Annotated in this window: 10 protein-coding genes, 1 pseudogene and 1 riboswitch; of the genes and pseudogenes, 9 read left to right on the forward strand and 2 right to left on the reverse strand. The window is 69.7% G+C overall.

What is annotated here, in order from left to right; all coding sequences use genetic code 11:
• From KBY47_RS30960 to lepB, 4 genes and pseudogenes are all read left to right on the forward strand, one after another.
• Window positions 1–4,078, forward strand: a pseudogene (locus tag KBY47_RS30960) (RHS repeat-associated core domain-containing protein); the annotation flags it as partial.
• Window positions 4,079–4,552: 474 nt separating this feature from the next.
• Window positions 4,553–4,846: a DNA/RNA non-specific endonuclease gene (locus tag KBY47_RS37415; RefSeq protein WP_374103135.1), complete on the forward strand. Its 294-nt coding sequence runs from the start codon at window positions 4,553–4,555 to the stop codon at window positions 4,844–4,846.
• 95 nt (window positions 4,847–4,941) lie between these two features.
• Complete coding sequence (locus KBY47_RS30970) at window positions 4,942–5,454, forward strand: SMI1/KNR4 family protein (RefSeq protein ID WP_210927006.1); 513 nt, start codon at window positions 4,942–4,944, stop codon at window positions 5,452–5,454.
• Window positions 5,455–5,480: 26 nt separating this feature from the next.
• Window positions 5,481–6,206, forward strand: a complete 726-nt coding sequence (lepB, locus tag KBY47_RS30975; RefSeq protein ID WP_308405357.1) for a signal peptidase I — start codon at window positions 5,481–5,483, stop codon at window positions 6,204–6,206.
• A 106-nt stretch (window positions 6,207–6,312) separates the two neighbouring features.
• Here lepB and KBY47_RS30980 read toward each other — a convergent pair whose 3' ends face one another.
• Window positions 6,313–7,227, reverse strand: coding sequence for an aromatic prenyltransferase (locus KBY47_RS30980; protein ID WP_210927010.1), 915 nt, complete (start codon window positions 7,225–7,227; stop codon window positions 6,313–6,315).
• Window positions 7,228–7,443: 216 nt separating this feature from the next.
• Window positions 7,444–7,631, forward strand: a riboswitch (cobalamin riboswitch).
• A 29-nt stretch (window positions 7,632–7,660) separates the two neighbouring features.
• On the opposite strand from KBY47_RS30980, the gene KBY47_RS30985 reads away from it, so the two are divergent.
• The 4 genes from KBY47_RS30985 to KBY47_RS31000 are packed head-to-tail and all read left to right on the forward strand — an operon-like array spanning window position 7,661 to window position 10,286.
• Entirely contained in the window at window positions 7,661–8,353 is a 693-nt protein-coding gene (locus KBY47_RS30985) for an energy-coupling factor ABC transporter permease (protein WP_210927012.1), read from the forward strand.
• Window positions 8,350–8,688 (forward strand): energy-coupling factor ABC transporter substrate-binding protein, encoded by a 339-nt coding sequence (locus KBY47_RS30990; protein WP_210927014.1) that lies wholly within the window; start codon window positions 8,350–8,352, stop codon window positions 8,686–8,688. Before KBY47_RS30985 ends, KBY47_RS30990 begins: the two co-directional genes overlap by 4 nt.
• Window positions 8,689–9,438 (forward strand): cobalt ECF transporter T component CbiQ, encoded by a 750-nt coding sequence (gene cbiQ / locus KBY47_RS30995; protein WP_210927015.1) that lies wholly within the window; start codon window positions 8,689–8,691, stop codon window positions 9,436–9,438.
• Window positions 9,435–10,286, forward strand: a complete 852-nt coding sequence (locus KBY47_RS31000) for an energy-coupling factor ABC transporter ATP-binding protein (protein ID WP_210927017.1) — start codon at window positions 9,435–9,437, stop codon at window positions 10,284–10,286. The genes cbiQ and KBY47_RS31000 overlap by 4 nt, the downstream gene beginning before the upstream one ends.
• Before the next feature lie 2 nt (window positions 10,287–10,288).
• Here KBY47_RS31000 and KBY47_RS31005 read toward each other — a convergent pair whose 3' ends face one another.
• Window positions 10,289–12,739 carry a SpoIIE family protein phosphatase gene (locus KBY47_RS31005; protein WP_210927019.1) on the reverse strand — a complete coding sequence of 817 codons (2,451 nt, stop codon included), beginning with the start codon at window positions 12,737–12,739 and terminating at the stop codon, window positions 10,289–10,291.
• Between the two features lie 296 nt (window positions 12,740–13,035).
• Between KBY47_RS31005 and KBY47_RS31010 the strand changes: the two genes are divergently transcribed.
• Window positions 13,036–15,105, forward strand: coding sequence for a SpoIIE family protein phosphatase (locus KBY47_RS31010; RefSeq protein WP_210927021.1), 2,070 nt, complete (start codon window positions 13,036–13,038; stop codon window positions 15,103–15,105).
• The last annotated feature ends 23 nt before the right edge of the window (window positions 15,106–15,128 follow it).

Below are 15,128 nucleotides of genomic sequence, written 5' to 3' on the forward strand. Positions count from 1 at the left end.
GCCGTCAGTCCCTGACCGTCGACTACTACAAGAAGGGCGACGCGTCGTACGAGTACATCGACGACAGCGGCGCCAAGGTCACCGGCTCCCACCTGACCAACTCCAAGATCTACGACCACATCAAGTCGCTCACCGATGTCTCCGGCCGGAAGATCTCCTTCTACTACACCGACAAGGGCCTGCTCGGGCAGTTCACCGACGGTGACGGCTCCCCGCAGCCGAAGGTCTTCAGGTTCACCTACGACGCCACCCAGGGCAACAAGAACGTCAAGCTGGTCAAGGCCACCGACCCGCGCGGCAACGCCACCCGGCTGACGTACTACTCCCCGCAGACCGGCGACGACCCCAAGTACCACTGGTGGACGAAGACCGTCACCGACCGGCTCGGCCACGACACCGGCTACACCTACGCCGCGGACACCGTGAACACCGGCTTCACCAAAATCACGGTGACCGACGCCGAGAACCACACCACCAAGTACGTCACCGACGACTTCGGCCGCGCCGTCGAGACGGTCAACGCCAAGTCGCAGACCACGAAGATGGTGTGGGACGCGGACAACAACGTCACCTACCTGGAGGAGAACAACGGCGCCAAGACCGCGTACTGCTACGACCAGAAGACCGGCTACCCGCTCTGGCAGCGCGACGCGGAGAACAACAGGACCGGCGTCCCACCGCAGTCCGACTGCGCGCCCGGCACCTACCCGGCCAACGCGGCGAAGTACGCGTACCAGACCCGCGCCGACGGCTACGCCGCCGACCTGTTCCGCAAGACCTCACCCGAGGGCCGCGCCTGGCAGTTCGGCTACGACACCTTCGGCAACCTGACCACGGTCACCGACCCCAAGGGCGTCGCCACCGCGACCGCCGGGGACTACACCACGTCCTACGAGTACGACTCCCACGGCCAGCTCACCAAGGCGACCGACGCCAACGGCAACCCGACGAGAAACGCCGACTTCGGCCCGACGGGCTACCCGGCGAAGATCACCGACGCGCTCGAGCACACGACATCCTTCGTCTACGACGAGCGCGGCCAGGTCACCGAGTCCACCGACGCCCTCGGCAAGAAGACCACACAGACGTACGACACCTTCGGCCGCCCGCTGACCAAGACGGTGCCGAAGGACCAGGCGGCCGGTGACCTGATCACGCTGGCGGCCCCGGAGTACGACGCGAATGACAACGTCACCAAGGCGACGGCGCCCAACGGCGCGGTCTCCACGGCGGTCTACGACGCGGCCGACCAGGTCGTCTCGGACTCCGCACCGAAGGACACCGCCACTTCCGCCGAGCGGAAGACGGTCTACACCTACGACAAGGTCGGCAACCTCAGGACGACGACCGAGCCCAAGGGTGTACTGACCACGGGCGACGCCACCGACCACGTCACCACCAACACGTACGACGAGATCTACCAGCTCACCTCCGTGGTGAACTCCGAGCAGCACAGGATCTCGTACGAGTACGACAACGTCGGCAACGTCATCCGGATCATCGACCCGAAGAAGAACGCCACGGCGGACCCGGCCGACTACCTGACCAAGACCGCCTACGACCTGAACCACCGGGTCACCACGGTCACGGACGCCGCCGGCAACTCCGTCTCGACGACCTACGACAAGGACTCCCTGGTCATCCAGACCAAGGATGCCGAGGGCAACATCACCTACGTCGACTACGACGAGCGCGGAAAGAAGAAGGAGGTCCGGACCCCCTACGAGGGCACCACGTACCGTACGACCCGGTACGAGTACGACCAGGTCGGCAACACCACCAGGGTCATCTCCCCGCGTGGTACGGCCACGGCGGCCGCGGACGACTTCACCTCGCGCACCGAGTACGACGCGCTGAACCGTCCGGTCAAGCAGTTCCAGCCGTACGACCCGGCCGACTCCCGGTACAACAGCCCCAACGTCTACACGCAGACCGTGTACGACGCGGTGGGCCGCGTGCAGAAGAAGTCGCTGCCGCCGTCGCAGGGCCAGACGGTCCGCAACGACACGGTCTTCGAGTACTTCGACAACGGCTGGACGCGGAAGTCCACCGACCCGTGGGACATCACCACCACGTACGACTACACCGAGCTGGGCCAGCAGAAGGCCCGCACGCTCACCTCCGCGGGCGGCTCCTCGGACCGCACGATGACGTGGTCGTACTACCCCGACGGCAAGCTGAAGTCCAAGGCGGACGACGGGGTGCCGGTGGGCAAGTCGGTGGTCCTGGTGGACAACTCCGACAGCCACCACACCTCTTCGACCGGTACCTGGGCGAAGGGTGACCTCGCCGGGCAGCACGGCTACGACCACCGCACGCACGCGGCGGGTACGGGCACGGACGCCTTCACATGGACGCTCAACATCCCCAAGGACGGCACGTACACCGCGTATGTGAAGTACCCGAAGGTGACGGGCGCGGCCACGACGGCGAAGTACACGCTGTCGCAGGGGTCGACGAGCGAGCCCTCGGTCACCAAGGACCAGAACGCCAACACCGGCACCTGGGTCCCGCTCGGCTCGTACAGCCTCAAGCAGGGCAATGACGCCAAGCTGAAGCTGGAGCAGAACGGCGGCGGCACCGTGGTCGCCGACGGCGTCAAGCTGGTGCGCGACGCCTCCGGCGAGACGGATTCCGAGAAGAAGTCCTTCGCCTACTCCTACGACGTCAACGGCAATCTGACCTCGATCGACGACACCTCCTCCGGTGCCAGGATCGATGCCTACACGATCGCCTACACCGGCCTCAACCAGGTCGCCAAGGTCACCGAAGCGCTGGCCGGGACCGAGCAGAAGTCGACGTCGTACACGTACGACGTCAACGGCAAACCGGAGACCATCAACCATCCCGACCAATTCGCCAAGTACACCTACGACCTACGGGATCTGGTAAAGACCGTTTCGGTCGGCAAGTCGTCCACCGACACCTCGCCGAAGGTGACGTCGTACACGTACACCGACCGTGGTCTGAAGCTCCAGGAGACCAAGAACAACGAGAACACGGTCGACTACACCTACTACCTCAGTGGTGCGGTCAGGACGACCGTCGAGAAGAAGCCGAACGGCACTCTCGTCTCCTCGCACACCTACGCCTACGACCCCAATGGGAACAAGGCGCAGGACATCGCGAAGAAGATGAACGCCGACGACAACTCGGCCTATCTCGAGTCGACCACGGACTACACCTACGACCCCGCGAACCGGCTCGCCAAGTCGGTCAAGACCGGTAACGGTGCGGGCACCGAGACATACGTCCACGACGACAACTCCAACGTCATCAGCCAGACGGTCAAGGGCGCGTCCACGACGTACGCCTACGACCGCAACCGCCTGGTCTCCGCGACGGTGGACGGCTCGACGGCGACGTACAACTACGACCCGTTCGGTCGTCAGGAGTCCGTCACCGGCGGCGGCAAGTCATCGAGCGCTCACTGTACGACGGATTCGACCACGTGATCGAATCCCAGAAGATGGACGACGCGGGCACGCTGAAGTCCACCAGGTACACCTTCGACCCGCTGGACCGCACGGCGTCCAAGACGGCCGACGGCGAGACCACCGACTTCAGCTACCTGGGACTGTCGACCGAGGTGCTCGGTGAGGAGGTCGCCGGCGAGCTGACGAAGTCGTACCAGTACAGCCCCTGGGGCGAGCGCCTCTCGCAGGTCAAGCACAACACCGACGGCACCAGCGAGGACAGCTACTACGGCTACAACTCGCACACCGACGTCGAGACGCTGACCGACAAGGACGGCAACTCCAAGTCCACCTACGGCTACACCGCCTACGGGTCGGACGACGAGTCCGAGTTCACCGGCATCGACAAGCCCGACGCCGCCGACCCGACCAAGGAGGTCTACAACCCCTACCGCTACAACTCCAAGCGGTGGGACGCCCATGCGGGCACCTACGACATGGGCTTCCGGGACTACAACCCCGGGCTCAACCGGTTCACCACCCGGGACATGTACAACGGTGCCCTCGCGGACATGGCGCTCGGTTCCGATCCGTACACCGGAAACCGGTACTCCTTCACCGGTGGGAATCCCACCAGCTTCGTCGAACTGGACGGTCACATCTTCGGCTGTGACTGGTGCGGCGACGTTCTCGACACGATCGGGGATGCCGCGGGCGCCGGAGTCAAAAAGGCGGGAAGCGGCTGGAAGACCGTCGCCGACACCTTCCTGACGGGCATCGGCTGGTACAACGAGACAGCCCCCAACGGGTACGAGTCCGAATACTCGGGCGACCTCAGCAAGGGCCGGCTCGTCGAGCCCGACGGGCAGTGGGACTGGGTTCCGGCGGTAGCGCTGTTCCCGTTCACCAAGGACTCGTGCGCCGACGGCGAAAGCTCGGTGTTCTATCAGCCCCTCGACAAGTACGACCGGGCACAGGGCGTGCGGGCCTGCCTCAACAAGGGTGACTTCAGCTGGGTCAACGACAGTGGCCAGCAGATGGGCAACTCCGATTCACTGATCGCGGGAACTCCGGTTCCCCGGCCGATGAGGGCCCATCCGGACACCGTGCCCCCGGGTTTCATCCATGGCGTAGGAATGAACCGTGGTCACCTGCTGGGTAATCAGCTGGGTGGAAGTGGTACGGACCGCCGGAATCTCGTTGCCCTGCACGGCGTACCCAACAGGAAGCCCTACATGGCCAAGGTGGAGAGCGAGGTCGCCGCCATGGTGAACAGTGGCCAGACGGTTTACTATGAGGTCACCGCCCACTACACGGGTAAGAACGGGGCTCCGGATTATCTCACGATCAACTGGTTGAACCTGGATACCGGGGAGATACCAGCCGAACCGATCACAATCTGGAACACCCCCAACGGCTTGAAGCCGTAGGTTAGTTCACCTTCACCGAATCGCGGCAACAGTGGGTGCAGGCGGATGTCGATCAGTGATGTCCGCCTGCGCCCTTCATTTCTGAAAGGTCTTCTATGTGGGTTCAGCGGCTGATCGAGTTGACCGGTTGGGAGCCGTTGCGGCTCTCCGTCGACTGGGAGGCGATCGAGGGGGAGTTGCAGGCTCCGCTGCCGGCGGACTACAAGGAACTCTTCGAGGCTTTCGGGGGCGGCGTCTTCAGTGAGTCCGTCTACTTCTTCGGACCTTCGGGCCCCCACGCCTTCGACTTCCTCGCCCAATGGCGGGCCTCCCTCGCGGCAGGCGGAAACGATGACGCACACCCGGTTTACGTTCCGGGAGGAAAGGGCGTCATGGTGTGGGCGGCAACCGAATGGGCAGATGAATACGCCTGGCTTGTGGACGCGCAGAGTCCTGGCGAGTACTCCGTTCTCGCGCGAGGTGACGTCGGCGAGTGGCGCACCTATGACATGTCGACTTCTGAGTTTCTCTACCGAGTCCTTGCGGAGGAGGAGTTCAAGCCTTTCGGGATCGCGCAGTACAACCTTGACCCGACCTTCGAGCCGGGCCGTTCCGTTTCCGGGAGTTGAGCACAGACAGACAGGGAGGGGCGTTCGTGCAGTCGCGACGTGCGGGCCGTGGACTCCGGGTCGCCGCCTGGGTGCTGGTTCCGCTGGGGCTGGTGCTGTTGCTGGGGGCCGCGCGAGGGATCGGGGGCACCGGTGTCCTGGACCGGGAGCGGATCACCGTCGCGGGCGAGGCGATGCGGCCCACCTACAGTCCGGGCGAGCAGTTGACCATCGAGCGCGTCGACGCGGCCGGGATACGCCGCGGTGATGTCGTCCTCGTCAGTGTGCCGGGGCGGTACGGAGGCGCGCCGGTCCTCCAGCGGGTGATCGGCCTGGGCGGTGACCACGTGGAGTCCCGTGACGGTACGCGCGTCGCGGTGAACGGCGAGGAGATCGACGAACCGTACGTGATGCGCGACAAGTTCGCCTCGGCGGGCCCTTCGTACGACGTGACCGTTCCGGAAGGGCGGCTGTTCCTCCTCGGTGATCACCGGGCCAACGCCAATGACTCGCGCTACTTCCTCGGCGAACACTCGGGGAGCGTCGCGGCCTCCGATGTACGCGGCCGAGTCGTGGACGAGTCGGCCGCGTCGGTGGGGCCACTGGCCCTGGGGGCCTTCGGTGCCCTGCTGACGCTGGCCGGGGTCGGGCTGGGCGTCGGGGGGTACGTGGCCGGGCAGCGTGCCCGGAGCGCGGGTGCGGTCGTACCCCCGTGGGCTGGCCCCCACTCGGAGGGCGGCGCGTCGGCGTCTACCGTGCACGGGAACCCGTGAAGCCGGACGCGGCAGAGCCCGTACGGTGGCGGGGAGCCCGTACGGCTCCCCGCCGGCGGCGGTCCCGCGCCACGACGCCGTACCCGGTGTACCTCGACGGCTCCCGCTAGGCCGGTGCCTGCTGGCTCGCCATCACGGCCTTCAACTGGAGGGGCGACATCTGGTAGTAGGACCCGAGGTCGAGGCGTTCGGAGTCGGCGGACCACTTGACGACCGAGGTGCGGATGGGGTCACCCTCGTAGGTGTACGGAGCCTCGTTCATGAACCGCTCGATCTCCGGTTCAGGCCGGGTCGGGAGCCCGGACAGGTCCAGGCCACGGCGCGGCGCGGGGGCGAAGGAAATGCGCTGGATGCCCGGGAGGTCCCAGCTGAGCGTGGCATAGACGCGGTACGAACGGCACGCGTACTCCACCATTCGCTCATCCGGTTCGGGTATTCCGATCTCGTCGAGCATCGAGCGGACGGACCGCGCTTCCAAAGCGCCGGGTACGGGGAGTTGGAAGTACACGTTCATGGTTCTTCGCCGGTAGTCGACCCCGATCACCGCGGATTCCTCGAGACCGTACCGGGAGAAGTATTCCGAGTGCTCGGCGAGTGAACGCGGCATGGACGGAATCTCCGCCAGTGACGACACGTTCCGCAGGTCCCTGGGGAACACGGCGTAGAGCTTCTTGAAGCCGCCGACGACCCCGCCGTCGACGGCGAAGAGGTCGATGGAGACCCGGTCACGCAGGTCGGTGAGCAGGGCTCCCACCGGATGGTCCGTCCTGGTGACGAAGCCACCCGACAGGGCGCGTTCATACGGGTCGCCGGACGCCGACAGCTGGATGGTGTATTCGAGATCCCGGCTCTCCTGCCCGCCGGTCTGCACACTGAAGACGATTCCACCGTCCACGACGAACGCGTCCTCGTACGCGCGCAGAATGGGCAGCACCTTTTCGCGCGCGCAGGGCGTGTCCGCCAATTGAGCCGATTTCTCGATGGCCGAGTACAGCTCTTCCGCCCCAACACCCCTGGCCATTCACCCTCCAAAGGAAATTGATTGTCACCCCATCCTTCTGGGCGGGGTCCGGGGACCGCAAGGCCGCACCTCGCCGTCAACCCTTACTCCAAGGGAATTCGAGTCCTGCGCGAGCCGTTCTGGAGCCCTCCCGGACGCGTCCGCGTGCGCCGGTGTGCGGGTGTGCGCCCGGCTCCGCGCCCCCGATGCCCGCTTGTCACCACCCCCGGCGGCCGATTACTGTCACCACGCCTTGGTGAACGGGAAATCCGGTGTGATGCCGGTGCGGCCCTCGCCACTGTGATCGGGAAGTCCGGCTCCAGCCCTCACGGGCAGCCACTGGGTCCCTCCTGGGACCCGGGAAGGCGGAGCACGGGCGGTGTCACCCGTCAGCCAGGAGACCGGCCAAGGCGCGTCAACCATCCACGAGGTGCTGGAGAGGGTCTGCTGAGCCATGCACATAGCCGAGGGTTTCCTACCTCCGGCGCACGCGATCGCCTGGAGCGCCGCGTCCGCGCCGTTCGTCGTCCACGGAGTCCGGTCACTCACCCGTGAGGTCAGGGAGCACCCGGAGAGCACCCTGCTCCTCGGTGCCTCCGGCGCCTTCACCTTCGTCCTGTCCGCGCTGAAACTGCCCTCCGTCACCGGCAGTTGCTCCCACCCCACGGGCACCGGCCTCGGTGCCATCCTGTTCAGGCCACCGGTGATGGCGGTGCTGGGCACCATCACCCTGCTCTTCCAGGCGCTGCTGCTGGCGCACGGCGGGCTGACCACCCTCGGCGCCAACGTCTTCTCCATGGCGATCGTGGGCCCCTGGGCGGGTTACGGCGTCTACCGGCTGCTGCGCCGCTACGACGTGCCGCTGATGGTCACCGTGTTCTGCGGCGCGTTCGTCGCCGACCTGTCCACGTACTGCGTCACCAGCGTGCAGCTGGCGCTGGCCTTCCCCGACCCGAGCAGTGGGTTCCTGGGCGCGCTCGGCAAGTTCGGCTCCATCTTCGCCGTCACCCAGATCCCGCTCGCGGTGAGCGAGGGCCTGCTGACGGTGCTGGTGATGCGGCTGCTGGTGCAGTCGAGCAGGGGGGAACTGACCCGGCTCGGGGTGCTGCTGACGAAGTCCGCGAAGCCGGAGGCGGTGGCCCGGTGAAGCGGAACACGAAGATCAACCTGCTTCTGCTGCTGGCGGTGGCCGCGCTGGCGGTGCTGCCGCTGGCGCTCGGCATGGGCGACCACAAGGAGGAGCCGTTCACCGGCGCCGACGGTGAGGCGGAGACGGCCATCACCGAGATCGAGCCGGACTACGAGCCGTGGTTCTCGCCGCTGTACGAACCTCCCTCGGGCGAGATCGAGTCGGCGCTGTTCGCGGTGCAGGCGTCGCTCGGCACGGGCGTACTGGCGTACTACTTCGGGCTGCGCCGCGGGCGGCGGCAGGGCGCGGAGCGGGCCCTGGCCGCCCGTCCGGCCAGCCCTCAGGACGACTGAGTGCTGCCCATCGACGCGGCGGCGCACAGCAGTCGCTGGCGCCGCCGTCACCCCGTGGACAAGGCCGTGCTCGGGCTCGGTCTGACCGTGCTGGCGATCTCGCTGCCGCCCTGGCCGGGCGCGGCGCTGGTGCTGCTGACCGCGCTGACCCTGCTGCTGGGACCGGCCGGGGTGCCGGGTCGCAGGCTGTGGCGGGCGTACCGGGTGCCGTTGGGTTTCTGTGTGTCCGGGGCCGTGACGCTGCTGGTGCAGGTCGGCGGCCCGGACGGGTTCGTGTCCCTCGCCGGCGACGGGCCGCTGCGGGCCGGGGAGTTGCTGCTGCGGACGTCGGCGGCGTCCCTCGGGGTGCTGCTGTTCGCGTTCACCACGCCGATGTCGGACCTGCTGCCGCGGCTGGAGCGGGCCGGGGTGCCCGCGCCGGTCGTGGACGTGGCGCTGGTGACGTACCGGATGAGCTTCCTGCTGCTGGACTCGGTGCGGCGGGTGCGGGCGGCGCAGGCCGCGCGGCTCGGCCACACGACGCGGGCCGCGACCTGGCGGTCCCTCGGCGGTCTCGGTGCCACGGCGTTCGTGCGGGCCTTCGACCGGGCCGCCCGGCTCCAGGCGGGGCTCGCCGGACGCGGCTACGACGGTTCCCTGCGGGTGCTGGTTCCCGAGGCCCGCATCTCCGTCCGCTTCACCGGCGCGAGTCTCGCGCTGCTGGTGGCCGTGGCCGCCCTCACCCTCGTACTGGAAAGGCCGCTGACATGACGGAGTCGGCACTTCTCGCCCTGCGGGGCGCCTCGTTCGCCTACGAGGACGGGCCCACCGTCCTCGACGGCCTCGACTTCGACGTCCACGAGGGGCGGGCGCTGGCGCTGCTCGGCCGCAACGGCAGCGGCAAGACCACGCTGATGCGGCTGCTCAGCGGCGGCCTCCGGCCGCGGGCGGGGACGCTGGCGGTCGAGGGGCGGCCGGTGGCGTACGACCGCAAGGGGCTGACCCGGCTGCGGACGACGGTGCAACTGGTGGTGCAGGACCCGGACGACCAGCTGTTCGCCGCGTCCGTCGCGCAGGACGTGTCGTTCGGGCCGCTGAACCTCGGGCTGTCCGACGCCGAGGTGCGCGCCCGGGTGGCGGAGGCGCTCGCCGCGCTGGACATCACCGCTCTCGCCGACCGTCCCACGCACCTGCTCTCCTACGGGCAGCGCAAGCGGACCACCATCGCGGGCGCGGTGGCGATGCGGCCCCGGGTGCTCATCCTCGACGAGCCGACCGCGGGCCTCGACCCGGACGGCCAGGAACGGCTGCTGGCCACCCTGGACGGGCTGCGTGCGACGGGCACCACGGTGGTGATGGCCACCCATGACGTGGACCTGGCGCTGCGCTGGGCCGACGACGCCGCCCTGCTCACCCCGTCGGGCGCGCACACCGGCCCCACGGCGGTCGTGCTGGCCCGCACCGATCTGCTGGAGCGGGCGGGACTGCGGCTGCCCTGGGGGGTGGCGGCGGCGCGGCTGCTGCGCACCCAGGGTCTGCTGGACGAGGCCGCGGAGGGGCCGCGCACGGCGGAGGACCTGGCCGCCCTCGCGGTGGGGGTGGCGCCGCCGCCGCGGTGAGGTCAGATCTCCTGCTCGGCCCAGATGATCTTGCCGCAGGGGGTGTAGCGGGCGCCCCAGCGGTGGGCCAGCTGGGCCACCAGGAACAGGCCGCGACCGCCCTCGTCGGTGCTGCGGGCGTGCCGCAGCCGGGGCGCGGTGCTGCTGGCGTCGGAGACCTCGCAGGTCAGCCGGGCGTCGCGGAGCAGCCGTAGCCGGATGGGCGGTTCGGCGTAGCGGATGGCGTTGGTGACCAGTTCGCTGACGAGGAGTTCCGTGGTGAGGGCCAGCTCGCCGAGCCCCCAGGCCTCCATCTGGCGGGTGGCGCGGGCCCGGACCTCGGCGACGGCGGCCGGGTCGGCGGACACCTCCCAGGACACGACCTGCTCGGCGCCCAGGGCGTGGGTGCGGGTCAGGAGCAGGGCGATGTCGTCCGGCTGCGGTACGGGGACGAGTTGCCGGACCACGGAGGTGCACAGGGCATTCAGGTCGGGGCCGGGCTCGGCGAGCACCTCCCCGAGGCGGGCCATGCCCCGCTCCATGTCGTGGTCGGCGCCCTCGATCAGACCGTCGGTGTAGAGGCCGAACAGGCTGTTCTCGGGCAGTTCGATCTCCATGGCCTCGAACGCCATGCCGCCGAGACCGAGGGGCGGCCCGGCCGGCGGCTCGGGGAAGGAGACCCGCCCGTCGGGGGTGACGACGACGGGCGGCGGATGTCCGGCGCGGGCCATGGCACACCGCCGGGTGACCGGGTCGTAGACGGCGTACAGGCAGGTCGCGCCGAGGAACGGGGTGCTGTTGTGCCCGTCGGCCGGTGCGCCGGGGGACTCCTCCTCGCCCAGCCGCAGGACGAGGTCGTCGAGGTGGGCCAGCAGGTCGTCGGGCGGCATCTCCATGTCGGCGAGGGTCTGTACGGCGGTGCGCAGCCGTCCCATGGTGGCAGCGGCGGCCAGGCCGTGCCCCACCACGTCGCCGACGACCAGGCCCACCCGGCCGCCGGACAGCGGGATCACGTCGAACCAGTCGCCGCCGACGCCGCCGGGCGCGTCCGCCGGGAGGTAGGAGGAGGCGACCTCCAGCGCGGTGCCGCCGGTCAGGGCGTGCGGCAGCAGGCTGCGCTGGAGGGTGACCGCCGCGGTGTGCTCCCTGGTGTAGCGGCGGGCGTTGTCGACGCACAGTGCGGCGCGCGCCACCAGTTCGCGGGCGAGCAGCACGTCGTCGGGCTGGAAGGGGGTGGGGTTGAGGGACCGTACGAACGTGGTGAGGCCGAGGGCGGTGTGGCGGGCCCGCATCGGCACGGAGATCAGCGAGTGCAGGCCGAACTCGCTCATGCTGGCGGCCCGTTCGGGCTGTTCGGTCACCCACAGCTCGTCGTCGGGGTCGAGGACGGGGATGTGGATGGGGTCGCCGCTGATGAGGAGGCGCAGGTCGTGCGGCGGGGGCAGGAAGTCGACGCGGTCCCCGATCCGCGCCACCGCCTCCGGGCAGCCCTCGCGCACCGACTTCATCCCGGCGCGCCGCATCACCGGCCGGAGGGAGTCGGGGCGGGCGTCGGCGGGCCAGGAGCCGTGCGCCTCGGTGCTCAGGACGGGCTCCAGGAGGTCGACGATGACGAAGTCGGCGAACCGGGGGACGGCGAAGTCGGCCAGTTCCTGCGCGGTGCGCAGCACGTCGAGGGTCCTGCCGATGCGGGTGCCGGCCTCGTTGACGAGCGTCAGCAGCCGGCGGGCGTTCCAGCGCTCGGTGACGTCGAGGACCATGTAGCAGATCCCGGTGACGGAGTCGTCGGCGTCGACCAGCGGGAAGAAGGACGTGGAGTAGGCGTGCTGCCGACGGGGGTCGGCCCAGCTCCAGCCGACGTACTCGTAGTCGGTGACGGGGACGCCGGTGGTCAGGACCTTGCGCATCAGGCCTTCGAGGGTGTCCGCCTGGAGGCCGGGCAGCAGTTCGCTCAGCCGGTGGCCGAGCCGCTGCTCGCGCGGGATGCCGCCGAAGCGTTCCAGGGTGTCGTTGAGCCACACGTAGCGCAGGTCGAGGTCGAGCACCGCCATGCCGACCGGGGAGCGGGTGAGGAACCCGTCCGGCACGAACCCGTCCACGGTCCAGCGCTGCCGCTGCTGCCGCGCCGAGAGCAGGAAGCACTCGGTGCCGCCGATGCGGAAGGACGCCGACACCCGCAGATCGGCGTCGACGGCACGGCCGTCGCGGTGCCGCAGCGTGATGTGCCCGCTCCAGCCCATCCCGCCCCGGCACCGCTCCGCGATCCCCGCCACCCGCGCCGGGTCCCCGGGCATCGCCAGCAGCCGCCCCGCCGGTTCCCCGACGACCTCGGCCGCCGTCCTGCCGACCAGTTCCTCGGCACCCCGGGTCCACGCGACGACGACGCCGTCCGCGGCGAGGACGGCGGCGGCGTCGGTGGACGCGTCGAACCGGCCCGGGGGGTCGTCGGACGCGGGGCCCTCCGGGCGCGGCACGGGAGGATGGTCGGGGCGCGGCACGGGGGGATGGTCCGGGCGCGGCACGGGGGGATGGTCCGGGCGTGGCACCGGGGGATGGTCCGGGGGTGTTTCCGATGGGTTCATGGCTTCGTCCTCTACAGCACCATGGTGCTGCCACTCCGGCCGATCCGCACGGTTCCACGGGGCGGGGCCGGGCGCGGGTTGGGGAAGGCGGATGCCCGGGGGGAGCATGGAAGTGCCGGTGGCAGGAACCCGTGGTGCGGTGCGACGCGCGTGGTCGTGCCGCCGACCGGCGCAGGAGGTGGGCCGCCATGACTGCCGGATCCTTCCGAGACCAGGGCGAGGAGTACGGCGACCCGCTGCCGCCCCGGCCGACCGGTCTGCTCGACGTGCTGAGCGTCGCCGCGGTGGTCCTGGACGCCGACGGGCGGATCGTCTTCTGGACGCCGCAGGCCGGGGACCTGTTCGGGTACCGCGCGGAGGAGGCGCTCGGCAAGTACGCGGCGCGGCTGTTCATCCACCCCGAGCACCTCAAGGCGGTGCAGAGCCTGTTCGCGGAGGTGCTGGAGACCGGCCGCAGCTGGGCGGGCGCCTTCCCGGTGCTGCACAAGGACGGCAGCACCCGGCTCACCGAGTTCCGCAACATGCGCCTCACCGACGACCTCGGTGACGTCTACGCGCTGGGCATCGCGGCCGACCACGCGCTGCTGGAACGCGTCGAGACCGATCTCGCGCTGTGCGAGCGGCTGATCAACCAGTCCCCCATCGGTCTCGCGCTGATGGACCCCGACCTGCGCTACCGGCTGGTCAACCCGGCGCTGGAGCGGATCGACGGCGTCCCCGCCGAGGACCACATCGGCCGTCATCTGCGGGACACCCCGGCCCTGCCCGACGTGGACACCATCGAGTCGGCGCTGCGCCAGGTCCTGACCACCGGCACCCCGCTGCTCGACCAGTACCACGTGGGCCGCCCGCAGTCCGACCCGGAGCACGAGCACGCCTGGTCGCTGTGCTTCTACCGGCTGGAGGACCCCGGCGGGCGGGTGCTGGGCGCGGCCACCTCGGTCGTCGACGTCACCGAGCGGCACCGGGCGGCGGCCGAGGCCGACCGGGCGCGGCGCCGCCTGGCCCTGATCGCCGACGCCTCGGCGCGGGTGGGCACCAGCCTGGAGGTGGAGCAGACCGCCCGTGAGCTGGCCGAGATCGCCACCGCGGAACTCGCCGACGTGGTCGCCGTGGACGTCCTCGACTCCGCGCTGGCGTGCCGCCGCTCCCGTCAGCCGGACAACGGGCCGGAGCTGTTCCGGGCCCTGGCGCTGAAGGCGGCGCACCCGACGGTGGCGCTGCACGCCGCCGACGCGCCGGGCGACCTGGCCTCGTACGAGGGGGACCGGCTCGTCACGCTGTGCGTGCACACCGCGCGGCCGGTGCTGGTGCGGCACGTCGGGGACCACGATCTGCCGCGGATCGCGCGGGACGCCGAGGCGAGCGCGCTGCTGTCCCGGGCGGGCGTGCACTCGTACCTCACGGTGCCGCTGATCGCGCACGGCGAGGTGCTGGGCGTCCTCGACCTCAAGCGCACCCGCAACCCGGTCCCCTTCGACCAGGACGATGTCGTCCTCGCCTCCGAGCTGGCCGGGCGGGCGGCGGTGGCCATCGACAACGCCCGCTGGTTCCAGAGCGTGCGCAACACCTCCCTCACCCTTCAGCGCAGTCTGCTCCCGGACCACTCACCGCACCACCCCGGTCTCGAGATCGCCTTCCGCTACCAGCCCGCGCAGGCCACCAGCGAGGTCGGTGGCGACTGGTACGACGTCATCCAGCTGACCGACGACAAGACCGCCCTGGTCGTCGGTGACGTCATGGGCAACGGCATCGACGCCGCCGCCACCATGGGCCGGCTGCGCACGGCGACCTGCGCCTACGCGGACCTGGACCTCGATCCCGGCGAGGTGCTCCAGCACCTGGACAAGATCACCTGCGATCTGGAGCACTACATCGTCACCTGCGTCTACGCCGTGTACGACCCGCACACCAAGAAGTGCCGGGTCGCCAACGCCGGGCACATGCCGCCCGCGCTGGCCCGCCGCGGCGCCGCGCCCGCCCTGCTAGACCTGCCCGCCGGCGCCCCGCTCGGCATCGGCGGCGTCCCCTTCGAGACCACCACCGTCGACCTCGGCCCCGGCGATCTGCTGGTCATCTACACCGACGGTCTCGTGGAGACCCGCCACCACCCCATCGACGACCGGCTGGGCGTCCTCCTCGACTACCTCGGCGAACCCCACGACTCACTGGAGGAGACCTGCGACCTCCTGCTGTTCGGGCTGCGCCATCCCGACGACCACGACGACGTCGCCCTCCTCGTCGCCCGCACCGAGTAGCCGGGCCCGCCCGAGCAGCGGGA

This window comes from Streptomyces sp. B93 (assembly GCF_018070565.1).
Taxonomy (GTDB): domain Bacteria; phylum Actinomycetota; class Actinomycetes; order Streptomycetales; family Streptomycetaceae; genus Streptomyces.